The organism is Cryobacterium sp. RTC2.1 (assembly GCF_035018685.1).
GTDB classification, from domain to species: domain Bacteria; phylum Actinomycetota; class Actinomycetes; order Actinomycetales; family Microbacteriaceae; genus Cryobacterium; species Cryobacterium glucosi.
Map to the genome: position 1 here is coordinate 23292 of NZ_JASJXJ010000007.1, position 22933 is coordinate 46224.

19 protein-coding genes and 1 tRNA gene are annotated in these 22933 nt (G+C 67.7%); 18 read left to right on the forward strand and 2 right to left on the reverse strand.

What is annotated here, in order from left to right; translation table 11 throughout:
• Positions 1-140: 140 nt before the first annotated feature.
• A complete protein-coding gene (gene cls / locus QN357_RS02075; protein ID WP_322141117.1) occupies positions 141-1550 on the forward strand; it encodes a cardiolipin synthase in 1410 nt (469 codons plus the stop codon).
• Between the two features lie 260 nt (positions 1551-1810).
• Here cls and QN357_RS02080 read toward each other — a convergent pair.
• Positions 1811-1893: transfer RNA gene (locus QN357_RS02080), tRNA-Leu, on the reverse strand.
• A 149-nt stretch (positions 1894-2042) separates the two neighbouring features.
• Here QN357_RS02080 and QN357_RS02085 point away from each other — a divergent pair.
• Genes QN357_RS02085 through mshC form a run of 3 tightly spaced genes read left to right on the forward strand, consistent with a single transcriptional unit; the run spans position 2043 to position 5588 of the window.
• Positions 2043-3368 carry a M20/M25/M40 family metallo-hydrolase gene (locus tag QN357_RS02085; RefSeq protein ID WP_134446572.1) on the forward strand — a complete coding sequence of 442 codons (1326 nt, stop codon included), beginning with the start codon at positions 2043-2045 and terminating at the stop codon, positions 3366-3368.
• Between the two features lie 14 nt (positions 3369-3382).
• On the forward strand, positions 3383-4237 hold the full coding sequence (locus tag QN357_RS02090; protein ID WP_134446571.1) for an undecaprenyl-diphosphate phosphatase: 855 nt from the start codon (positions 3383-3385) through the stop codon (positions 4235-4237).
• A 10-nt stretch (positions 4238-4247) separates the two neighbouring features.
• Positions 4248-5588, forward strand: a complete 1341-nt coding sequence (mshC, locus tag QN357_RS02095) for a cysteine--1-D-myo-inosityl 2-amino-2-deoxy-alpha-D-glucopyranoside ligase (protein WP_322140810.1) — start codon at positions 4248-4250, stop codon at positions 5586-5588.
• A 12-nt stretch (positions 5589-5600) separates the two neighbouring features.
• On the opposite strand, the gene QN357_RS02100 is transcribed toward mshC, so the two are convergent.
• On the reverse strand, positions 5601-6551 hold the full coding sequence (locus tag QN357_RS02100; protein WP_134446569.1) for a PAC2 family protein: 951 nt from the start codon (positions 6549-6551) through the stop codon (positions 5601-5603).
• An 81-nt stretch (positions 6552-6632) separates the two neighbouring features.
• On the opposite strand from QN357_RS02100, the gene QN357_RS02105 reads away from it, so the two are divergent.
• The 14 genes from QN357_RS02105 (at position 6633) to coaBC (ending at position 22922) form a co-directional block, all read left to right on the forward strand.
• The gene (locus tag QN357_RS02105) at positions 6633-7382 is read left to right on the forward strand and encodes an HAD family hydrolase (RefSeq protein WP_255454103.1); all 750 of its coding nucleotides are present in this window, start codon (positions 6633-6635) and stop codon (positions 7380-7382) included.
• Between the two features lie 32 nt (positions 7383-7414).
• The gene (locus QN357_RS02110) at positions 7415-8596 is read left to right on the forward strand and encodes a tRNA (adenine-N1)-methyltransferase (RefSeq protein WP_322137311.1); all 1182 of its coding nucleotides are present in this window, start codon (positions 7415-7417) and stop codon (positions 8594-8596) included.
• Between the two features lie 85 nt (positions 8597-8681).
• The gene (locus QN357_RS02115; RefSeq protein ID WP_134561108.1) at positions 8682-9650 is read left to right on the forward strand and encodes an FKBP-type peptidyl-prolyl cis-trans isomerase; all 969 of its coding nucleotides are present in this window, start codon (positions 8682-8684) and stop codon (positions 9648-9650) included.
• A gap of 285 nt (positions 9651-9935) precedes the next feature.
• A complete protein-coding gene (locus QN357_RS02120) occupies positions 9936-11591 on the forward strand; it encodes an HNH endonuclease signature motif containing protein (protein WP_323504367.1) in 1656 nt (551 codons plus the stop codon).
• A 99-nt stretch (positions 11592-11690) separates the two neighbouring features.
• The gene (gene pyrR / locus QN357_RS02125) at positions 11691-12233 is read left to right on the forward strand and encodes a bifunctional pyr operon transcriptional regulator/uracil phosphoribosyltransferase PyrR (RefSeq protein ID WP_134448752.1); all 543 of its coding nucleotides are present in this window, start codon (positions 11691-11693) and stop codon (positions 12231-12233) included.
• Complete coding sequence (locus QN357_RS02130) at positions 12230-13180, forward strand: aspartate carbamoyltransferase catalytic subunit (protein WP_134448751.1); 951 nt, start codon at positions 12230-12232, stop codon at positions 13178-13180. The genes pyrR and QN357_RS02130 overlap by 4 nt, the downstream gene beginning before the upstream one ends.
• The gene (locus QN357_RS02135) at positions 13181-14521 is read left to right on the forward strand and encodes a dihydroorotase (protein ID WP_134448750.1); all 1341 of its coding nucleotides are present in this window, start codon (positions 13181-13183) and stop codon (positions 14519-14521) included.
• Complete coding sequence (locus tag QN357_RS02140; RefSeq protein ID WP_134448749.1) at positions 14514-15062, forward strand: hypothetical protein; 549 nt, start codon at positions 14514-14516, stop codon at positions 15060-15062. Before QN357_RS02135 ends, QN357_RS02140 begins: the two co-directional genes overlap by 8 nt.
• A 94-nt stretch (positions 15063-15156) precedes the next feature.
• A complete protein-coding gene (carA, locus tag QN357_RS02145) occupies positions 15157-16293 on the forward strand; it encodes a glutamine-hydrolyzing carbamoyl-phosphate synthase small subunit (RefSeq protein WP_134448760.1) in 1137 nt (378 codons plus the stop codon).
• A complete protein-coding gene (carB, locus tag QN357_RS02150) occupies positions 16293-19580 on the forward strand; it encodes a carbamoyl-phosphate synthase large subunit (protein ID WP_134448748.1) in 3288 nt (1095 codons plus the stop codon). The genes carA and carB overlap by 1 nt, the downstream gene beginning before the upstream one ends.
• A complete protein-coding gene (gene pyrF, locus QN357_RS02155; protein ID WP_322140826.1) occupies positions 19577-20446 on the forward strand; it encodes an orotidine-5'-phosphate decarboxylase in 870 nt (289 codons plus the stop codon). Before carB ends, pyrF begins: the two co-directional genes overlap by 4 nt.
• Complete coding sequence (gene gmk, locus QN357_RS02160) at positions 20439-21359, forward strand: guanylate kinase (RefSeq protein WP_134448747.1); 921 nt, start codon at positions 20439-20441, stop codon at positions 21357-21359. The genes pyrF and gmk overlap by 8 nt, the downstream gene beginning before the upstream one ends.
• Before the next feature lie 53 nt (positions 21360-21412).
• On the forward strand, positions 21413-21670 hold the full coding sequence (rpoZ, locus tag QN357_RS02165) for a DNA-directed RNA polymerase subunit omega (protein WP_134448746.1): 258 nt from the start codon (positions 21413-21415) through the stop codon (positions 21668-21670).
• A gap of 37 nt (positions 21671-21707) precedes the next feature.
• Entirely contained in the window at positions 21708-22922 is a 1215-nt protein-coding gene (coaBC, locus tag QN357_RS02170; RefSeq protein ID WP_134560068.1) for a bifunctional phosphopantothenoylcysteine decarboxylase/phosphopantothenate--cysteine ligase CoaBC, read from the forward strand.
• Positions 22923-22933 lie beyond the last annotated feature (11 nt).

The following is a 22933-nucleotide window of genomic DNA, read 5'->3' on the forward strand; positions in this document are numbered from 1 at the left end:
CGAGCTTACCTCCCGGGGTACCGGCGGCCCAACTAAGGTGGGGACACGTGAATCCGCGCGGCCGCACGTCAGATCGGACTTCCAGAGTGAACCTGCGAAAACTGCCCAAGGCCCTGCCGATCGCGGTCCTCGTCCTCGAGATGGCCATCCGCGTCGGGGCGGTCATCAGGATTCCGCCGAACCGCCGTCCCACGGCGGCGATGGCCTGGCTGATGGCGATCTTCATTGCGCCGATCCCGGGAGCGGTGCTCTTCAGCCTCTTCGGCAGCAGCAGGCTCCCGAGGGCACGGCGCGAGAAGCAACAGGACATCAACGACTACATCCTCGGTACGACCGCCGGCCTCGACCAGGTCTCCAAGACGGAGACCTGGCCCCAATGGTTCGAATCCGTCGTCGAACTGAACCACACGTTGGGCGCCATGCCGCTCGTCGGCGGAAACGACGCTGTGCTTCTGCCCGACTACGAGGAGTCGATCGCCGCGATGACCGAGGAAGTGATGCGGGCCGAACGGTACGTGCACGTGGAGTTCTACATTCTCAGCCGAGACCGGACGACGATGCCGTTTTTCGACGCCCTCCTCGCAGCCCATGAACGGGGTGTGATCGTCAGGGTTCTGTACGACCACATCTCGACGATCCGGAGCCCGCAGGGCCGGGCGACCCGCCGTTGGCTGAGGAACGTCGGCATCGATTCCCACGAAATGCTCCCCTTCCATCCTTTCAGAACGCAATGGCGGCGCCCGGACCTGCGAAACCACCGCAAGGTGCTCGTGATCGACGGAATCGTCGGATTCATGGGCTCGCAGAACATGGTCGACCCCAGCTACAACACCAGGGGAAACATCAAACGGAACCTGCGGTGGAAGGATCTGATGGTGCGACTGGAAGGCCCCGTCGTCGCGGGCGTCAACGCGATCTTCATCACCGACTGGTACTCCGAGACGGAAGATCTCCTCACCCGTGAGGCAGACCCGATCTATTCCGTGACCACCGAGGACACCCTCGACTGCCAGGTCGTTCCGAGTGGGCCCGGGTTCGAAGGCGAGAACAACCTGCGGGTCTTCAACGCCCTGCTCTACTCGGCCCAGGAACGACTCGTCATCGCCAGCCCCTACTTCGTCCCCGACGACTCCATGCTCTACGCGATCACGACGGCCGCGGAACGGGGAGTAACGGTGCACCTGTACGCCTGCGAAGTCGCCGACCAGGCCCTCGTATACCACGCACAACGCTCGTACTACGAGACCCTGTTGCGGGCGGGAGTGCGCATCTTCCTGTACGAGAAACCGGTCGTCCTGCATGCCAAGCATTTCACCGTCGACGATGAAGTCGCGGTGATCGGGTCGAGCAATATGGACATGCGCTCGTTCAGCCTCAACTTCGAAATCTCGCTGCTGGTCCGGGGGAGACGTTTCGTCGACGCGCTGCGCAGGATTCAGGACGACTACCGGAGCCACTCCCGGGAGGTTCTGCTCGACGAGTGGCTGCAACGTCCGCTTGGCACGCAGGTCCTGGACAACCTCAGCAGGCTCACTGCCACCGTCCAATGACCGCCGCATGGCGCGACCATTCCCGTTCCCGGGGCACAGCGGGTGGGCAGGCACGTCAGCCGTTCTTCAGGACTCGGGCGGCACGATCAGGAACGTATCGGAACGAATCCTTGGGCCACTGTCAGCAAACTGCAGGCTGCACATATCGCAAGGAGCGCTGAGTATCCGATCCGGGCAAAGAAATAGGCCGGACATCCGTTGGATGTCTCGACCTATTTCTTCTCACAGCGAAGAACCTGGACTACCGGATCTTCATTCTGTGCCCGAGGGGGGACTTGAACCCCCACGCCCATAAGGGCACTAGCACCTCAAGCTAGCGCGTCTGCCATTCCGCCACCCGGGCTGGTGCTGGCCAGCCGGTGACCGGCTGACGAGTCAATAATCTAGCACGGATTTCGAGGCCTTCCCGCACAACCCGACCGCACACCCGCACATGACAGTCCGTGAACCCCCGGGACAGCTCCCCGCAGCGACAACCGATAGCGTGAAGTCATGGCTTCCTGGGCAGACGACACCGATCCGGCAACACCCCTCGATCTGACCGCGGAACTCGCCCGCGACCTGATCCGGTTCGACACCACGAACTACGGCGAGGGCCGTTCCAACGGTGAAACGGATGCCGCGGAGTACGTCGCCGAGCACCTCAGGGGCCTCGGCCTCGCGCCGGAGCTCTTCGACTCGGAGCCGGGGCGCACGAGTGTCGTCGTGCGCGTGCCCGGCCGGAACCGCGACGCGGGCGCCCTGGTCGTGCACGGCCACCTCGACGTCGTCCCCGCCGACCCGGAGACCTGGTCGGTCGACCCTTTCGCCGGTGTCATCAAGGACGGCCTGCTCTGGGGCCGGGGTGCCGTCGACATGAAGAACATGGATGCGATGATCCTCGCGGCACTGGGCGACATCCTCGGCGCGGGCGAGGCACCGGCCCGTGACCTCATCGTGGCGTTCTTCGCCGACGAAGAGGCCGGGGGAGTGCTCGGCTCGCACTACCTCGTCGACACCCGCCCGGAGCTCTTCGCAGGCGCCACCGAGGCGATCAGCGAGGTCGGCGGGTACTCGATCACGCTCGGCGGCCAGCGCGCCTACCTGCTGCAGACGGGGGAGAAGGCCCTGATCTGGATCAAGCTCGTCGCCCGCGGCGACGCCGCCCACGGCTCGAGGCTCATCCGGAACAACGCCGTCACCAAGCTCGCAACGGCCGTCGCGGCGATCGGCCGCCGGGAGTGGCCGATCCGGCTGACCGACACCACGACCCAGCTGCTCGCCGAGATCGCCCGGATCCTCGACGTCGATCCGCAGCGCGTCGGCCCGGACGAACTCGCGCTCGCGACGGGAACAGCGTCCGGGTTCATCCAGGCCAGCCTCCGCACCACGACCAACCCGACGCTGCTCAAGGCCGGGTACAAGCACAACGTGATCCCCGACCTCGCCGAGGCGCTCATCGACATCCGCACTCTGCCCGGCGAGGAGGACGCGGTGCTCGCCGAAGTTGCGAGCCTCGTCGGCCCGGACATCGAGATCGTCGTGATGCACCGCGACATCGGCCTAGAGACCGACTTCGGCGGCCCGCTCGTCGACGCCGTGGTCGGCAGCCTGCACCGGCACGACCCGGGCGCCCCCGTGCTTCCCTATCTCCTGTCAGCGGGCACCGACAACAAAGCCCTGTCCAAGCTTGGAATCCGCGGGTACGGGTTCGCCCCGCTGCGCCTTCCGGCTGAGCTGGACTTCCCCGGAATGTTCCACGGGGTCGACGAGCGGGTTCCGCTCGACGCGCTAGTCTTTGGCAGGCGGGTCCTTACCGACCTGTTGTCGACCTACTAGCAAAGCGAGCTCCGGTGAACTTCCTCAACGCCATCATCCTGGGACTCGTGCAGGGTCTGACCGAGTTCCTCCCGGTTTCGTCCAGCGCCCACATCCGCATCGTCGGCGAACTCCTCGGCATGGGCGGGGACCCGGGCGCCCGGTTCACCGCGATCATCCAGATCGGCACGGAGGCGGCCGTCGTGCTGTTCTTCTGGCGGGACATCTCGCGCATCGTGACGCACTGGGTCAAGTCCCTGTTCGGCAAGATCCCGCGCAGTGATCCCGACGCGCGGATGGGCTGGCTCATCATCTTCGGATCGCTCCCGATCATCGTGCTCGGCCTGGTCTTCCAGAACCAGATCGAGTCCACCCTCCGCAACCTGTGGATCACGGCGACCGTGCTCATCGTCTTCGGCGTGCTGCTCGGTGTCGCCGATGCGGTCGGGGCCCACCGGCGCCGCCTGAAGGACATCACGGTCACGCACGGCGTCATCTACGGCTTCGCCCAGGCGCTCGCGCTGATCCCTGGCGTCTCCCGTTCCGGCGGAACGATCACGGCCGGCCTGTTCATGGGCTACGAGCGCCGCGCCGCCGCCCGTTACGCATTCCTCCTCGCCATCCCGGCTGTGCTCGGCAGCGGCTTCTACGAGATGTACAAGGCCATCGCGCACCCCTGCCTCGAGGGCGCCACCAACTGCACCCCGGAGATCTTCGGCCCGGCCGAGACCGCGGTCGCGACCGTCGTCGCCTTCGTCGTCGCCTTGTTCGTCATCGGATTCTTCATGAACTACATCTCCAAGCGCAGCTTCCTGCCCTTCGTCATCTACCGCATCGTGCTCGGCTTCGCTCTGATGGCCCTGCTCGCGACCAACACCATCGCGGCTTAGGGGCCCTGGAATGCGCGCCTGGCGACACCCCGACATCCCCGTCCTCCCCGGAAACTCCGAAGCACCGCACCTGTACGACACGGCGACGGAAGCACTCGTGCTCGCGGAACCGGTCGACGTCGCCCGGCTCTACGTCTGCGGGATCACGCCGTATGACGCGACGCATATCGGCCACGCGAACACCTACCTCGCCTTCGACACCCTCCAGCGGGTGTGGCTCGATGCCGGCTACCGCGTGCACTACGCACAGAACGTGACGGATGTCGACGACCCGCTCCTGGAGCGGGCGACGGCCACCGGCGTCGACTGGCGCGACCTCGCTGCGTCCCAGGTCGACCTGTTCCGCACGGACATGGAAGCCCTCGGCATCATCCCTCCGGACAACTACGTCGCCGTGACCGAGGTCATCGAAGAGGTTGCCGACGCGGTCGCCCAGCTCTGGGACGACGGTCTCGCATACGCCGTTGCCGTCGATGCCGCCGAGCTCTCGGACACCGCAGGTCCGGCGGAGGCCGCGGGCTCAGACATCTACTTCGATATCGCCGCCGCAGAGCGGGTGGCGCCCTGGCAGCTCGGCGACGAGAGCAACCTCGACCGCGAGCAGATGCTGACCCTGTTCGCCCAGCGTGGCGGCGACCCCGACCGCGAAGGAAAGCGCGACGCCCTCGACCCGCTGCTCTGGCGTGCCGCCCGGGTGGGCGAACCGGCCTGGGACTCGCGCGTCGGCGCCGGCCGTCCCGGCTGGCACATCGAATGTTCCGTGATCGCCCTCACCGAACTCGGCACAGACTTCACCGTTCAGGGCGGCGGCTCGGACCTGATCTTCCCGCACCACGACATGAGCGCCGGCCATGCGGCCGCCCTCTCGGGGCATCCGCTCGCCGGCGTGTACAGCCACACCGGCATGGTCGCATACCAGGGCGAGAAGATGAGCAAGTCGCTCGGCAACCTCGTGCTCGTTTCGGCGCTACGCGCCGGGGGCACCGACCCCCGGGCCATCCGCCTGGCCCTGCTCGCGCAGCACTATCGCAGCGACTGGGAATGGACCACCGACTCGCTCTCCGCCGCCGAGGCGCGCCTCGAGGCCTGGACGAGGGCCTTCGGTCGTGCCACCGGAGACGCGACGGCCGCCGCCGCCGATGGCAGGGTGGACGAAGACCTGGTCGACGACGTCAACACGGATGCCGTCGCGAACGCGGACGAGGTCATCGTCGCGCTGCGCGCAGCGCTCGTCAACGACCTCGACACCCCGGCCGCGCTGCGGATCCTGGACGCCGCCGCAGAAGCGGGCACGGCTGCGCCGGAACTGGTGGCCCTGGCCATCGACGCCCTGCTGGGCATCACCCTCTAGGTCGGCCGAGGGCTACGGCTGACGCGGCACGTCAGGACCCGGACGCCCGTCCGCGCGCCCGGACTGGCCGTCGCGACCGTCGCCGCGCTTACGGAGGTACTTCTCAAATTCCTGGGCGATCGCCTCGCCGCTCGCCTCCGGCGAGTCGACTGTGTCCCTGGCCTGCTCGAGCTGGTTGATGTACGCCGCCATCTCCTCGTCGTCTGCCGCGAGGGTGTCGATGCCGGTCTGCCATTCCTCGGCCTCGGTGACGAGGTCGCCGCGTGGGATGACCACGTCGATGATCTCCTCGAGCTTGTCGATCAGGGCGAGCATCGCCTTCGGCGACGGCGCGTTGTGCACGTAGTGGGGGACGGACGCCCAGATCGAGAGGGTCGGGATGCCGACGAGCTCTGCCGCGTGCGAGAGCACGCTCAGGATCCCGACGGGACCCTCGTAGCTGCTGCGCTCGATCTGCAGCTCGCTGCGCACCTCGGGGTTCTCGCTCGAGACAAAAATGGAGATGGGGCGCGTGTGCGGAACGTCCGCGAGCATGGCGCCGAGGAAGACGATTCCGCCGATGTCCGCAGCGAGGGCCGCGTCGAGCACCTCTGCGGTGAATCCCTTCCAGCTGCGGCTCGGCTCTGTGCCGAGCAGGAGGTAGATGTTGCCCGCATTGCTGCCGCTCACGCGCAGCTGTGCGTCGTCGGCGAGGGGCTCCCCGACGACGCCAGGCTCTGCAGGACCGAACAGGGTCGCGCCGGGCCATTCGAGCTGGCGGTGACCCTCGTCATCCGTGGAGATCGTCGGCCGGTTGAACTGGTAGTCGAAGTAGACCTCGGGGTCCACCTCGAAGAGGGAGGACACGTCGAGGAGGTCCCTGAGGATGCCAACGGCACCGGTCGCGGCCTCACCCGCGTCGTTCCAGCCTGCAAACGCCACCACAAGGAGGCGTCCGCCCAGGAATCCATTGCCATCTGTCACTGCGTGAAACCTCGATCTGCCGGGGCGCCCGGAAAAGCACCGTCAGTCAAGGATAAGCGGTGCCCCTTACACTTGGACCCTGTGAACCCGTTCCGTCCTCTTTCGCCCCTGCCCGCGGCCGTGCTGTGGGATATGGACGGCACGATCGTCGACTCGGAACCGTACTGGATGCGTGCCGAAACCGAGCTCGTCGAGAGCTTCGGCGGTGTCTGGACGCACAGTGATTGCATGCTTCTGGTCGGAAGCGGCCTGCTGGGCTCCGCGGCCATCCTGCAGGATCGCGGTGTCCGCCTCGACGCCGAAGTGATCGTCGACCGTCTGACCACGCGGGTCCAGGGCCTCCTCAGTGAGTTCGGTGCACCCTGGCGCCCCGGCGCCCTCGAGCTGATGACGGAGGTCAAGGCCGCGGGCATCCCGATGGCCCTCGTGACCATGTCGGAACACCGGATGGCGCAGCAGGTGTCCGACCAGGTCGGATTCGCCGCATTCGATGCGATCGTCGCCGGTGACATGGTCCTCCAGAGCAAACCGCACCCTGAGGCCTATCTCTCGGCCGCCCGGTTGCTGGGTGTCACCCCCGCCGACTGTGTTGCCGTCGAGGACTCCCTGCCCGGCATTGCGGCGGCCGTCGCCTCCGGCGCCGTTGTCATCGCGGTCCCGCACATGGTCGAGATCGAAGCGAGCGCCCGGTACGAACTGTGGCCGACCCTGCACGGACGCACGCTGGCCGGCGTCCACACTGTCTTTGCCGAGCGGCGCGCTGCCGTCGCCGAGGTACCCGCGCGGCCCGGTTCCGGCTCGCATCCGACCGAGGACGACATCCACGCATGAGCGACACCGACAACATGAGCGAAACCGGCACCATGAGCGCCGGCAACGGCATCACCCCGAACGGCGAATACACCCAGGTCATCCAGAGCAGCGGGCCCTTCCGGGTCGGCGATCGCGTGCAGCTCACCGGCCCCAAGAACAAGCTCAACACCATCACGCTCGAGCCGGGCAAGGTCTTCCACACCCACAGGGGAATCCTCGCGCACGACGACATCATCGGCCTGCCCGATGCATCCGTCGTCGTGAACAACGTCGGGGTCGAGCACCTCGCGCTGCGCCCGCTGCTCAACGACTTCGTGATGTCGATGCCGCGGGGAGCCGCGATCATCTACCCCAAGGATGCGGCCCAGATCCTCGCCCAGGCGGACATCTTCCCCGGTGCGACGGTCGTCGAGGCCGGGGTGGGCTCTGGTGCGCTGTCGCTGTGGCTGCTCCGCGCGATCGGGCCGGCCGGGCACCTCGCCTCCTTCGAACGCCGGGCGGAGTTCGCCGATGTCGCGAGGGACAACGTAGCGACCTTCCTCGGCGCCGACCCGACGAACTGGACGATCACCCTCGGGGACCTTGCAGACGCACTGCCGTCCGCGGTCCCCGACCAGACCGCCGACCGGGTCGTGCTCGACATGCTCGCCCCCTGGGAATGCCTCGAGGCCGTCTCCGCCGCCCTCAAGCCCGGCGGCGTGCTCCTCTGCTACGTCGCGACCGTGACCCAGCTCTCCCGGGTGGCCGAGGCCATCCGTGGAACCGGGTTCTACACGAACCCGGATTCGAACGAGACCATGGTGCGCGGCTGGCACGTCGAGGGTCTCGCGGTCCGCCCGGACCACCGCATGATCGGGCACACCGGGTTCCTGATCACGGCACGGCGTCTCGCCCCCGACACGATCCTGCCCGAGCTCAAGCGCCGGCCCTCCAAGACCGACTTCTCGGATGCGGATGTCGAGGCTTGGACCCCTGGCGCACTCGGCGAACGCAGTGTGAGCGGAAAGGTCATGCGCAAGCGGGTCCGGATCGCGGAGGCCGGCGCAGCCACCTCCAAGGCCAGAGGCCTCGACGGTCGGGGCCCGGCCATCGTCGCTGCGCCCCTCGACCTGCACGGAACCGCCGAGACCACCGCCGAGACCACGGCCGACACCACGGCCGACACCACGGCCGACACTGCAGCCGACACTGCAGCCGACGCCGCGACCGACACCGCAGCCGACGCCGGTTAGGATAGGCTCCGGCCGTGTTCGGCCTCCCGACTGTGGGCGCCAGAGGGCGCCGCACGCTGAACGTCCCACACTGAAATGAGATCCTGTGCGTAGAGCTTCTGCCCTCATTGCGACTGCCGGCCTGCTGCTTGCCGCCCTCACCGGGTGCAGCAGCAGTGCGGATGCCGCGTCGAGCTGCGTCGCACCGATCAGCGATGGCGCCGCCTCGAAGCTCGTCACGGTCAGCGACAACCTCGGCGCCGTTCCGAAGGTCGACTTCCCGACCCCGCTCATGACGGGGACGACCCAGGGCAGGGTCATCGTCCCCGGCTCCGGCGACAGGCTTGTCACCGGCCAGCAGGCGAAGATCGAACTGAACGTCTACAACGGGACGACGGGCTCACCGATCCAGGTCAGCAAGTACGACAGCACGAGCGCGAACGTGCTCACCCTCAACGACCAGACCATCAAGGGCATCACCGACGGGCTCGCCTGCGCGCAGGCCGGCTCGCGCATCGCCGTCGTCGTCTCCCCGGACGACGCGTTCGGACCCCAGGGCGGCAACTCCACCCTCGGGATCGCCGCGACGGACTCCCTGGTCTTCGTGATCGACGTTGTGAAGACCTACCTGCTCCGGGCGAACGGTGCCGACCAGACTCCGATCAACGGCCTTCCCGCCGTCGTGCTCGACGCCAACGGCACCCCCGGGATCACGATCCCGGGCGGCACGCCGCCGGCCGACCTTCAGGTCGCCGTCCTGAAGAAGGGCACCGGCGACACCGTCAAGGAGGGCGACACGGTCACCGTGCACTACACCGGCGTCCTCTGGGCGGAGAAGAAGGTCTTCGACTCCAGCTGGACGAAGGGCGCGCCGGCACAGCTCCTCGCCGTCGACGGCTCGAAGACCCAGGGCGGCGTCGTCCCTGGCTTCGCGACCGCGATCATCGGACAGACCGTGGGCTCGCAGATCCTCACCGTTGTCCCGCCCGCGAAGGGCTACGGAGACGCAGCGCAGGGAACCATCCCGGCCGGCTCCACCCTCGTCTTCGTCATCGACATCCTCGGCATCGGCTAGCCCCACCGCTCCACTGCCGCACGCGTCACCCTCCGTTCACGAGAGCGAGGGTGCCGCGTGCTTTCGGGTGACCGGCCCGTGCTTTCGCCGGTGAGCCGGGTCTTCATGGATGCCCCACGAATCTCTGGTCAGGACCACGCGGCCGCCTGGGGCCGCGTGGGGGTCGCCTGAGTGGAACCACGGGCAGGTGAATCAACCGTCTTCAGGTATGAAACTCGAAATAAGAAGCACAAAATTATGTGAGTAAGTCTCGCATTCGTGTTCTATTCGGGGTAGAATCGGGGTATGGCAGGAGCTTCAGATCCCCAGTCACACACCCCGCAGGCCCACGATTCAGTGGCCGCGGGCGATCAGCCCATCACGGTGGGCCGCGTATCCACCGAGTCGGCCCATCCGGTTGCGGTCGCCGAAGGTCTCGAGGGCGCGGAGGGTCTGGTCGGCTCGGTGTCGTCGGTGCATGCGGATGCTGTCGCCCGGCTCGTGGAGGCGCAGGCGGTTCTCGCCGATGCCCTGGCGGCGATCCCGGTCGGGCTGCTCAGCGATACAGAAGCTGTCTCGGCGCTGAGTACCGTGGAGGCGATCGGGCGGACGGTGGATGCGGCCCGGGTGAGCACGGCGACGGATGTGGACCGGAGGGCCCGGGTCCTCGGCCGGGAGGGTCTGGCCTGGCGGATGGGCTGCACGGGCCCGTGGGATGTCCTCACCCGGGTGACGCGGGTGTCGGCCCGGGAGGTGAAGCGGCGCACGAAGCTCGGCGACGCGGTGTTGCCGCGGCCGTGCGGCGGGAGCAGCTGGTTGCCGCCCTTGTTCCCGACCGTTGGGGCCGCCCTGGCAGCGGGGGAGATCGGGGTGGAGACGGCGGAGTTGATCGTGGCCGGGTTGCAGGTGATCAGTCACCGGGTGGCGCCGGATGACCTGTTGACGGCGGAGCGGGCCCTGGTCGCCTCTGCGGCGGGGCTGATCACCCCGGAGACGGAGAACCTGGCCGGGGCGGGTGTCGCGGTGACGACGGACTTGATCCGGGGCATGGTCGCGCAGTGGCAGGCGGCCCTGGACCCCGACGGGGTCCTCCCAACCGAGGACCTGTTCGAGGCGAAGTCCAACATCGGCTTCGGACAACTCAAGAACGGGCTCTACCCCGTCAAGGGCGGGGTGACGCCGGAACTGTTCGGGGTGATGAACACCCTCTTCGACGCCTTCCTCAGCTTCCACGCCCGCCCGGCGTTCCCCACCGCCGAGGAACAGGCCCTCATGGACTCGGGGCAGATGATCCCCGGCGCCGAGACCGCGGGTACCGACGCCGACACGGGCCCGGATCTGGACGTGATCGAGGCAGAGCTGCGGGAGCGCCGGGCGGATACCCGCACGGGCGGGGAGAAACGCGCCGACATCCTCCGGGCGTTGTTCGAACACGCCGCCCGCGACGAGGACACGCCCAGCATGGGCGGATCCGCCCCGACGGTGATGGTGCACGTGAACGCGGCCGACCTCGCCTCCGGGGTCGGGGTGGGATGGATCGACGGGGTCGAGGCCCCGGTATCGCTCAAGACGGTGCACCGGCGCATCTGTGACGGCGGCTTCCAAGGGGTCCTCTTCGGGGCGAACAACGAAGTCCTCAAGCTCGGTCCGGAGCGGCGCTATTTCAACCGGGCGCAGCGCCGGGCGATTACCGCCCGGGACGGCGGCTGCATCATCCCCGGGTGCAAAGCCCCGGCGCACTGGGCCGAAGTGCACCACGTGAAGCCCTGGGCGCAGGACGGACCGACCAACGTGGACAACGGTGTCCTACTGTGCTGGTTCCATCACCACACCATCGACACCTCCGGGTGGGAGATCCGGATGGTCAAGGGCTCACCCCAGGTGCGGGCCCCCGGACTCATCGACCCGCAACGGCTCTGGCGGCCACCGAACCGGCACCGCGCCCACCAGATCCTCACCTGACCACCCAACCGCGCATGACCGGGGCTGCTGCTAGGCTGAACAGCGGTAACAGCCATCCTTTAACAACCGTCCGGTGAGGCGGGGAAGGAGGCCTTCGTTTTGTCACGCATTGTGCTCAACCAGGCTGAAATAACCCGGGCTTTGACTCGGATCTCCCACGAGATCCTGGAGTCCAACCGGGGACCGGACAATCTCGTCATCCTCGGCATCCCGACCAGGGGCGTTGCACTCGCCCGGCGGATCGCCGACATCATCGAGCGGATCGAACCCGCCGCGGCACCCGTGAGTTCGGGTTCCCTCGACGTGACGATGTACCGCGACGACCTCGCCCACACCCGCACCCGCACACCGTCCCGCACCCTCGTACCCGCGAGCATCGACGGCGCGACTGTGGTGCTCGTCGACGACGTGCTCTACTCCGGCCGCACCATCCGCGCGGCCCTTGACGCTCTCGGCGACCACGGCCGTCCCGCGATCGTGCGCCTCGCAGTCCTCGTCGACCGCGGCCACCGGGCGCTGCCGATCCGCGCGGACTTCGTCGGGAAGAACCTCCCGAGCTCGACGGAGGAACGCATCAACGTGCACCTCCTCGAGGTCGACGGCGACGAATTCGTGAGCATCGACGGGGGGAGCGCAGAATGAAGCATCTGCTCTCCACCAAGGACCTCAGTCGCGACGACGCCATCACGCTCCTCGACATCGCAGAAGACATGGCGGATGTCTCCACGCGCGAGGTGCGCAAGCTCCCGACACTCCGCGGCAAGACCGTGGTGAACCTCTTCTTCGAAGACAGCACCCGCACCCGGATCTCCTTCGAAGCCGCCGCGAAGCGCCTGAGCGCTGACGTGATCAACTTCAGCGCCAAGGGCTCGAGCGTCTCGAAGGGCGAAAGCCTCAAAGACACCGCCCAGACGCTCGCCGCGATCGGCGCAGACGGCGTCGTGATCCGGCATCCGGCATCCGGTGCCCCCCAGGTACTCGCGACGAGCGGCTGGATCGACGCCGGCATCATCAACGCCGGGGACGGCACCCACGAACACCCGACCCAGGCGCTCCTCGACGCGTTCACCATCCGCCGTCGCCTGCACAAAACCGCGTCGCGCGGCAAAGGCCTCGACGGCGTCACGGTGACCATCGTCGGCGACGTGCTGCACTCGCGGGTCGCGCGCTCCAACCTGTGGCTGCTGACGACGCTCGGAGCCGACGTCACGATGGTCGCGCCACCCACCCTGTTCCCGATGGACATGACCGGCTGGCCGGCGGCGGTGAGCTTCGATCTCGACGACGCGATCGACGCAGGGCCCGACGTGATCATGATGCTCAGGATCCAGCAGGAACGCATGAATGCGGCCTTCTTCCCCAACAGCCGCGAGTACTCGCGGCGCTGGGGACTCGACGATGAGCGCTTCGCCCGGCTCGCGCCGACTAGCATTGTCATGCACCCCGGCCCGATGAACCGCGGCCTGGAGATTTCCTCAGCCGCTGCAGATTCGGCCGCATCGACCGTGCTCGAGCAGGTCGCGAACGGTGTTTCGATACGTATGGCGGCACTGTACCTGCTCATGTCGGGCGACCGGGAGGAAAGCTAAATGAACAACACGGCCACCCGCTATCTGATCCGAAACGCGAGCCTCGCCGACGGCACCCGCACCGACCTGTTGCTCTTCGGCGGTCGCATCCAGGAAATCGGCACCGCGCTCTCACACGCCGGCGCGACGGTGATCGACGCCGACGGCCTCGTCGCCCTTCCCGGACTCGTCGACCTGCACACCCACTTGCGCGAACCCGGCTACGAGCAGAGCGAGACGATCCTCACCGGCAGCCAGGCCGCCGCGATCGGCGGCTTCACGAGCGTCTTCGCAATGGCCAACACCTCGCCGGTGCAGGACACCGCCGGCGTCGTCGAACAGGTGCTCGCCCTCGGTGAACGGGCCGGGTACGTCACGGTCCAGCCGATCGGCGCCGTCACCCTCGGGCTCGCGGGGGAGCGGCTCGCCGAGCTCGGCGCCATGGCGACCAGCCGCGCCCGGGTCCGGGTCTTCTCCGACGACGGCTTCTGCGTCTCCGACCCGCTGCTGATGCGTCGCGCCCTCGAATACGTCAAGGCCTTCGACGGCGTCATCGCCCAGCACTCCCAGGAACCGCGCCTCACCGAGAAGGCCCAGATGAACGAGGGCGCACTCTCGAGCGAACTCGGCCTCGCCGGCTGGCCTGCCGTCGCCGAGGAATCCATCATCGCGCGCGACGTGCTGCTCGCCGAGCACGTCGGGAGCCGCCTGCACGTCTGCCACGTCTCGACAGCAGGCGCCGTCGACGTGATCCGCTGGGCCAAGGCGCGCGGCATCAACGTGACCGCGGAGGCCACCCCGCACCACCTGCTCCTCACAGAGGACCTGGTCCGCGGCTACGACGCCCGCTACAAGGTCAATCCGCCGCTGCGCCGCCGCGAAGACGTCGACGCCCTCCGCGCCGGCCTCGCCGACGGCACGATCGACATCGTCGCAACCGATCACGCCCCGCACCCCGTCGAGTCCAAGGACTGTGAATGGGATGCGGCCGCCAACGGGATGGTCGGACTCGAATCCGCGCTCTCGGTCGTGCAGGCATCCGTCGTCGACACCGGACTTCTCGACTGGCGGGACGTGTCCCGGGTGCTCTCGGCCACCCCGGCACGGATCGGGCGCCTCGCGAGCCAGGGCAGGCCGCTCGAGGTCGGCGCCCCCGCCAACGTCACCCTCTACGACCCGGCAGCGAGCCGGGAGTTCGGCAGGGACGACCTCGCCGGCAAGAGCACCAACTCGCCATACCTCGCGATGACCCTGCCCGGTCGGGTCGTCGCCGTCTTCCACCGCGGCACGGCGACCGTGCTCGACGGGGTCCTCAGGGCCCCCGCTGAACTCGGCGGACGAGAGGAACCCCAGCATGGATAGCACCATCCCCGCCATTCTGATCGGTCTGGTCCTCGTCGCCGTGCTCGCGCTCATGCTCCGAAGCTGGCGTGCACGCACCCGCCGCGATGCCGCGCTGGCCGCGGGCTACCCGCTCCCAGGACCGGAATCGGCCGATGCCGTGCTCGCAACGGCCGAAGCGTTCTACGTCGCGACCACACGGGAAGGCCGACAGCTCGAACGCCTGAACATCCGCGGCCTCGGCTTTCGGGCCCGCGCCCTGGTCACCGTGACCGGGACCGGCGTTCTGCTCGATCTCGTCGGCGAGAACCCGGTCTTCATCCCGATGGCGGCCGTCACCGGACTCGAGGACGCCACCTGGACCATCGACCGCGCCGTCGAGACCGGCGGTCTGCTCCTGCTCCGCTGGCGCCTCCAGCCGCAAGCGGATGCCGCAGGCCAGGTCGTCGACAGCTACTTCCGCATCCTTGACCCCACCGACCGCGCCCGCGTGAGCGCGTCGATCCGAACCGAAGCGGCGGGTGCCCTGCACCCGGACGCGCACGACGAAAGCGAGGCGTAGCGTGAGCGACACCGAGGCCCAGGCCCAGGCGGCACCCGACGAGACGACACCGACGACACCGGAGACACCCACCACGCCGACCACGGCTCCCGCCGTGCTCGTCCTGGAGGACGGCAGGCGCTTCGTCGGCCACGCATACGGCAGCCGAGGACAGACCCTCGGCGAGATCGTCTTTGCGACCGGAATGACCGGCTACCAGGAGACCCTGACCGACCCGTCGTACGCCGGCCAGATCGTCCTGATGACCGCCCCGCACATCGGCAACACCGGGGCCAACGACGAGGACATGGAATCCTCCCGGATCTGGGTTGCCGGGTTCATCGTGCGCGAACCGGCCAGGATCGCCTCGAACTTCCGCTCGACGCGCACCCTCGACGAGGACCTCACGAACAACGAGGTCGTCGGGATCAGCGGCATCGACACCCGGGCGATCACCCGGCACATCCGCTCGGCCGGCGCCATGAAGAGCGGCATCTTCTCCGGGCCCGCCTTCGACCTGTCGGCAGGCGAGCAGCTCGAACTCGTCCGCGGCGGCGCCCCCATGCGCGGCCGCAACCTGTCAGACCAGGTGTCGACGGTCGAACCGTTCCAGATTCCGGCGAAGGGCGAACGGATCGGCTCCGTCGCGGTGCTCGACCTCGGCGTCAAGACGTCGACGCTGAACTACCTCGCCGAACGCGGCTTCGAAGTGCTCGTGCTGCCCCAGTCGGTCACGGCGGAGCACGTGCTCTCGCTCAATCCGACCGCGCTTTTCTTCTCCAACGGACCCGGTGATCCTGCGGCGTCCGATGCGCACGTCACCCTGCTGCAGGAGGTCCTCCGCGCCGGCGTGCCGTACTTCGGCATCTGCTTCGGCAACCAGCTCCTCGGCAGGGCGCTCGGCTTCCGCACCTACAAGCTCCCCTTCGGCCACCGCGGCATCAACCAGCCCGTGCTCGACAAGACCACCGGCCGCGTCGAGATCACGTCGCAGAACCACGGCTTCGCCGTGGACATGCCGATCGAAGGCGTCAGCGACTCCCGCACCGGCTTCGGCCGCGTCGAGGTCAGCCACTACAGCCTGAACGACCAGGTCGTCGAGGGCATCCGCTGCCTCGACATCCCCGCGTTCTCCGTGCAGTACCACCCCGAGTCTGCGGCAGGCCCGCACGACGCCAACTACCTCTTTGATCGGTTCAGGGACATGGTGACCGCCCACACGGCGGCCACCGGAGCAGGAGACGCCAAGTAATGCCCAAGCGCGACGATATCAACAGCGTCCTGGTCATCGGAAGCGGGCCGATCGTCATCGGCCAGGCCTGCGAATTCGACTACTCAGGAACCCAGGCCTGCCGCGTGCTGCGCGCAGAGGGCGTCAGGGTCATCCTGGTCAATTCGAACCCGGCCACGATCATGACGGACCCCGACTTCGCGGATGCGACCTACATCGAGCCGATCACTCCGGAGATCCTCGAGACGATCATCGCGAAGGAACGCCCCGACGCCATCCTGCCGACCCTCGGCGGCCAGACCGCGCTCAACGCGGCCATCCAGTTGCACGAGCGCGGCATCCTCGAGAAGTACGACGTCGAACTGATCGGAGCGTCCTTCGAGGCCATCCAGAAGGGCGAAGACCGCCAGATCTTCAAGCAGCTCGTGCTCGACGCCGGCGCAGACGTCGCCCGCTCGCACATCGCGCACACCGTCGATGAGGCCATCGGCTTCGCCGAAGACCTCGGCTATCCGCTCGTGGTGCGCCCCTCCTTCACGATGGGCGGCCTCGGCTCCGGATTCGCGTACACCGAAGAGGAACTGCGCCGCATCGTCGGCGACGGCCTGCACCAGAGCCCGACCACCGAGGTCCTCCTCGAGGAATCCATCCTCGGCTGGAAGGAATACGAACTCGAGATGATGCGCGACACGGCCGACAACACGGTCGTCGTCTGTTCGATCGAGAACGTCGACCCGGTCGGCGTGCACACCGGTGACTCGATCACCGTTGCCCCCGCGCTCACCCTCACGGACCGCGAGTACCAGAAGCTCCGCGACATCGGCATCGACATCATCCGCGCCGTCGGCGTCGACACCGGCGGCTGCAACATCCAGTTCGCGATCGACCCGGCCGACGGGCGCATCATCGTGATCGAGATGAACCCGCGCGTGTCGCGTTCGTCCGCCCTCGCGAGCAAGGCCACCGGCTTCCCGATCGCGAAGATCGCGGCGAAGCTCGCCCTCGGTTACCGCCTGGACGAGATCCCGAACGACATCACCCAGGTCACCCCGGCGAGCTTCGAACCGACCCTCGACTACGTCGTGGTCAAGGTCCCGCGCTTCGCGTTCGAGAAGTTCCCCGCCGCAGACCCGCGCCTCACCACGACCATGAAGTCCGTCGGCGAGGCCATGGCGATCGGCCGCACCTACGCATCCGCCCTGCAGAAGGCCTTGCGTTCGCTCGAGAAGCGCGGATCGTCCTTCCACTGGGGTGAGGAGACCCGCACGCTCGAGGAACTCCTCGAGGTTGCCTCGATCCCGACGGACGGCCGCATCGTCACCGTTCAGCAGGCCCTCCGCAAGGGCGCCACGATCGACCAGGTCTTCGAAGCCACCAAGATCGACCCGTGGTTCATCGACCAGATCGTCCTGATCAACGAGATCGCCGCAGACGTCGCCGCCGCCGAACGGCTCGACATGGACATCCTCCGTACCGCGAAGGACCACGGTTTCTCCGACGCCCAGATCGGCGAGCTCCGCGGCTTCGGCGAAGCAGATGTCCGCAAGGTCCGACACATCCTCGGCGTGCGCCCGGTCTACAAGACCGTCGACACCTGCGCGGGGGAGTTCCCGGCCCTGACCCCGTACCACTACTCGAGCTACGACGAGGAGACGGAGGTCGTCCCCAGCGACCGCCGCAAGGTCGTCATCCTCGGTTCAGGCCCGAACCGCATCGGCCAGGGCGTCGAGTTCGACTACTCGTGCGTGCACGCTTCGTTCGCCCTCTCCGAGGCCGGCTACGAGACCATCATGATCAACTGCAACCCCGAGACCGTCTCGACGGACTACGACACGAGCGACCGGCTCTACTTCGAGCCGCTCACCCTCGAGGACGTGCTCGAGGTCATCCACGCGGAGAGCCAGAGCGGCGAACTCGTCGGCGTCGTCGTGCAACTCGGCGGCCAGACGGCCCTCGGGCTCGCGAAGGGGCTCGAGGCGGAGGGAATCCCGATCCTCGGCACCTCGCCCACCGCGATCGACCTCGCGGAGGAGCGCGGCCTGTTCTCGAAGATCCTCGACGAGGCCGGCCTGCTCGCCCCCCGCAACGGCGTCGCCACCGACTTCACCGGTGCCGTCGTCGTCGCTGAGGAGATCGGCTACCCCGTCCTCGTCCGCCCGAGCTACGTGCTCGGCGGCCGCGGCATGGAGATCATCTACGATTCCCTGTCCCTCGCCGACTACTTCGAGCGGATGCAGGGCCAGGGCATCATCGGCCCGTCGCACCCCGTGCTCGTCGACCGGTTCCTGGACGACGCCATCGAGATCGACGTCGACGCGATCTACGACGGCACCGAGCTGTACATCGGCGGCGTCATGGAGCACATCGAGGAAGCCGGCATCCACTCCGGTGACTCGAGCTGCACCCTGCCACCCGTGACCCTCGGCCGTGCCGAGATCAACCGGGTCCGCGAGGCCACCCTCGGGATCGCGCAGGGCATCGGCGTGCGCGGCCTGCTCAACGTGCAGTTCGCCATCGGGGCCGGCGTGCTCTACGTGCTCGAGGCCAACCCGCGGGCCTCCCGCACGGTGCCCTTCGTCGCGAAGGCTCTCGGGATCACCCTCGCCAAGGCCGCCGCGCTCATCATGGTCGGAACCAGCATCGCCGAACTCAAGGCGAGTGGAAAGCTGCCGCTCATCGACGGCTCCCGCGTCCCAATGGAATCGCCGGTCGCCGTGAAGGAGGCCGTGCTTCCCTTCAACCGGTTCCGCACCCCGGAAGGCCACGTCGTCGATTCCGTGCTCGGCCCGGAGATGCGCTCGACCGGAGAGGTGATGGGCATCGACCGTGACTTCCCCCGCGCCTTCGCCAAGAGCCAGCTCGCCGCCTACGGTGGAATCCCGCTCAGCGGAACCGTGTTCGTCTCGGTCTCCGACCGCGACAAGCGTGCGATCATCCTGCCGATGCTGCGCCTGCAGCAGCTCGGCTACGAGATCGCCGCCACGGAGGGCACCGCGGAGGTGTTGCAGCGCAACGGAATCCGCGCGAGGGTCGTCACGAAGTTCAGCGAGAAGCACGATGAGGAAGACACGTCGATCGTCGAGCTGATCCGCCGCGAAGAGGTTCAGATCGTCATCAACACCCCCGGCGGTCGCACCGCCCGTGCCGACGGCTACGAGATCCGGGCGGCGGCCGTCGCCGCGGACCTGCCGTTGTTCACGACGATCGCGGAGCTCAGCGCTGCCGTCGCATCCATCGACGCGATTCGAGGCGGGTTCGAGGTGACATCGCTCCAGGAATATGCACTCACGCGGGAAGCCGCCCTGTGATCGACTCCACGTTCGGCGACCGTGTCGAGGCCGCGTTCGGCCGGTGGGGCCAGCTCTGCGTGGGTATCGACCCCCACGCCTGGCTGTTGTCGGACTGGAACCTGCCGGACACCGCTGACGGCGCCGAGACCTTCGGGCGTCTCGTCGTCGCCGCGTGCGCAGGCAGGGTCGGCCTCATCAAGCCCCAGCTCGCCTTCTACGAGCGTTTCGGGTCGCGGGGGTACCTCGCCTTCGAACGCGTGCTCGCGGATGCCCACGCAGCAGGCCTGCTCGTGATCGCGGACGTGAAGCGCGGCGATCTCGGAACGAGCGTCGCTGCGTACGGTGAGGCCTGGCTCACCCCCGGTTCCCCGCTCGAAGTGGATGCGATCACCGTCAACGCGTACATGGGCGTCGGTTCGCTCGAGCCCGTCTTCGAACGGGCCGCCGCTGCGGGCAAGGGGCTCTTCGTGCTCTCGGCAACCTCGAATCCGGAGGCGAGCGCCATCCAGCGCGCCCGCGTCCCCGACGGCCCGCACGCCGGTGCCACAGTGGCCCGTGCCGTCTTCGACGACGTCGCCGAACGCAACGCGAGGGCGGGGGGAACGGGTCGGCTCGGCTCGATCGGCGTCGTGCTCGGTGCGACACTCGACCTCGCCGATTTCGGCCTCGACCTCTCGGTTGCACCCGTCGGAGGAGCCACCCCGATCCTCGCTCCCGGATTTGGTCACCAGGGTGCGCATGTCGCTGATCTGGGAAACCTCTTTGGGGGGTACGCTCATTCCGTAATAGTGAGTGAATCTCGTAGCGTGTTGTCAGCAGGCCCGGAACGAATCGGACAGGCGATCGCACGCCGAGTACTTGAAGCAGGAGCGGCCCGTGGCTGAGAATCGCCCTACCCCACCAGACGTCGATCGGGTTGCCGCATCGCGCGCAGCCGTGGCAGCGCGCCGAGCGCGCGCAGCGGTCAAGGCCGAGATCGCAGCAGGGAAGCGCACGCCGCTTGCCGTGCTCTCTGCCGCCATCGAGCATCCGGACGGCGTCGAAGGACGCCTGCGCGCGACGGAGTTCCTCGTCAGCATCCCGGCCATCGGTGTCACGAAGATGCGCCGGATCATGACCCAGCTCGAGATCTCGCCGTCCAAACGGCTCGGCGGCCTCGGCAAGCACCAGCGCGACCGCCTGCGCGAATTCCTCGCGAACCGGACCGTGTCCCGTCGTGGATCCACCGACGCACACCTCGTCGTGCTCGCCGGGCCGACGGCGGTCGGTAAGGGTGCCGTCGCCGGCTATATCCGCGAGAACTACCCCGATGTGCATCTTTCCGTGTCGGCGACGACCCGTGCCCCGCGGCCGGGCGAAGTCGAAGGAAAGAGCTACTTCTTCGTCTCCGACGCCGAATTCGACCGCATGGTCGCGTCGGGGGAGCTGCTCGAGTGGGCCGTCGTCCACAATGCCTTCCGCTACGGGACCCCTCGCGAGCCCGTGGAACAGGCACTCGCGAGCGGACACAGCGTCCTCCTCGAAATCGACCTTCAGGGCGCACGCTCCGTGCGCGCGGCCATGTCCGAAGCGCGAATGGTCTTCCTGCTTCCGCCGAGCTGGGATGAACTGGTGCGCCGCCTCATCGGCCGCGGCACCGAAAGCCCCGCGGAACAGGCACGCCGCCTGGAGACCGCGAAGCTCGAGCTGGCGGCCCAGGACGAGTTCGATTTCCGTGTAGTCAACCAGGAGGTCAATGTGGCGGCCCGGGAAGTCGTAGACTTGATGAATCTGCGTAAAGCACCCTCGCTGCTTTAACGCACTCCGACTTATCCGTCTACTCGCCGCAAACGCTCTGAAGGAGTGCCACCTTGGCCAACAAGCCCACCGGTATCATTGACCCGCCCATCGACGACCTGCTCACCAAGGTCGACTCCAAGTACGCGCTCGTGATCTTCGCGTCCAAGCGTGCTCGTCAGATCAACGACTACTACGCTGACCTGCACGAAGGCAGCCTCTTCGACAACGTCGGACCGCTCGTCGACTCGACTGTCGACGACAAGCCGCTCTCCGTCGCCCTCCGCGAAATCAACGAAGACAAGCTCGTTTCCCGACCGATCGTCGAGTAACACGAAGCAGACCAGAAGCACACCAGAAGCGCGCAGGATGTCGCAAGGACGCACGATCGTCGTCGGAATCACCGGCGGCATCGCCGCGTACAAAGCTGTCAACATCGTGCGCGCTTTTGTGCTGCTCGGAGACTCCGTCCACGTGGTCGCGACGCCAGCGGCGCTGCGCTTCGTCGGCAGGCCGACACTCGAGGCGATCTCCCGGAACCCGGTGCACACCGACCTCTACGAGGGCGTCGCCGAAGTCCGCCACGTCGCGATCGGGCAGTCGGCGGACCTGATCGTGGTGGCCCCTGCGACGGCGAACACGATCGCCAAGCTCGCGGCCGGCCTCGCCGACGACCTGCTCGGCAACACGATCCTCGCGAGCACCGCGCCACTCGTGATCGCCCCGGCGATGCACACCGAGATGTGGAACAACCCGGCGACCGTGCACAACGTGCAGACCCTCCGAAACCGCGGCGTCATCGTCGTCGGCCCCGGCGTGGGACGCCTGACCGGATCGGATTCCGGTGCCGGCCGGATGGAGGAACCCGACGTCATCGTCGCTGCGGCCCTCGCCGCCCTGCACCCGGGAACCCCGGCCAGAGACCTCTCCGGCAGGCGCATCGTCATCACAGCCGGCGGCACCAGGGAACCCCTCGACCCCGTCCGCTTCCTCGGCAATCGATCGAGTGGCAAGCAGGGCGTCCGCCTCGCCGAAGCCGCCACCGCGCGGGGAGCGTCGGTCGTGCTCATCGCGGCGAACCTCGAGATCCCGGTGCCCGCGGGCATCGAGACCCGCCTCGTCGGCACCGCACTCGAACTCCAGTCCGCCGTGACCGACGCGGCTGCGGGCGCGGACGCCGTCATCATGGCCGCAGCGGTCGCGGACTATCGCCCGGCCACGGTCCGCGGCGACAAGATCAAGAAAGACGACGAGGGGGACACCCTCACCCTCGAACTCGTCAGGAACCCGGACATCCTCGCGGGACTCGCCGCGGCGAAGACCACCGGTCAGCTCGTGATCGGATTCGCGGCAGAGACGGAGGCGGACCCCGACCGGCTCCTCTCCCTCGGCCGCGAGAAGCTCGCGCGCAAGGGCTGCGACTACCTTGTTCTCAACAGGGTCGGCTGGACCGAAGGGTTCGCCGCGGAACGTAACGAGGTTCGGATCCTCGATTCTGCCGGAGTTATAGTGGCGGAGGCCGCGGGGACAAAAATGTCGGTGGCCGGACGCATCCTTGACGTTGTGGTCGCCGGACTCGGCTGATCCCCTCCATC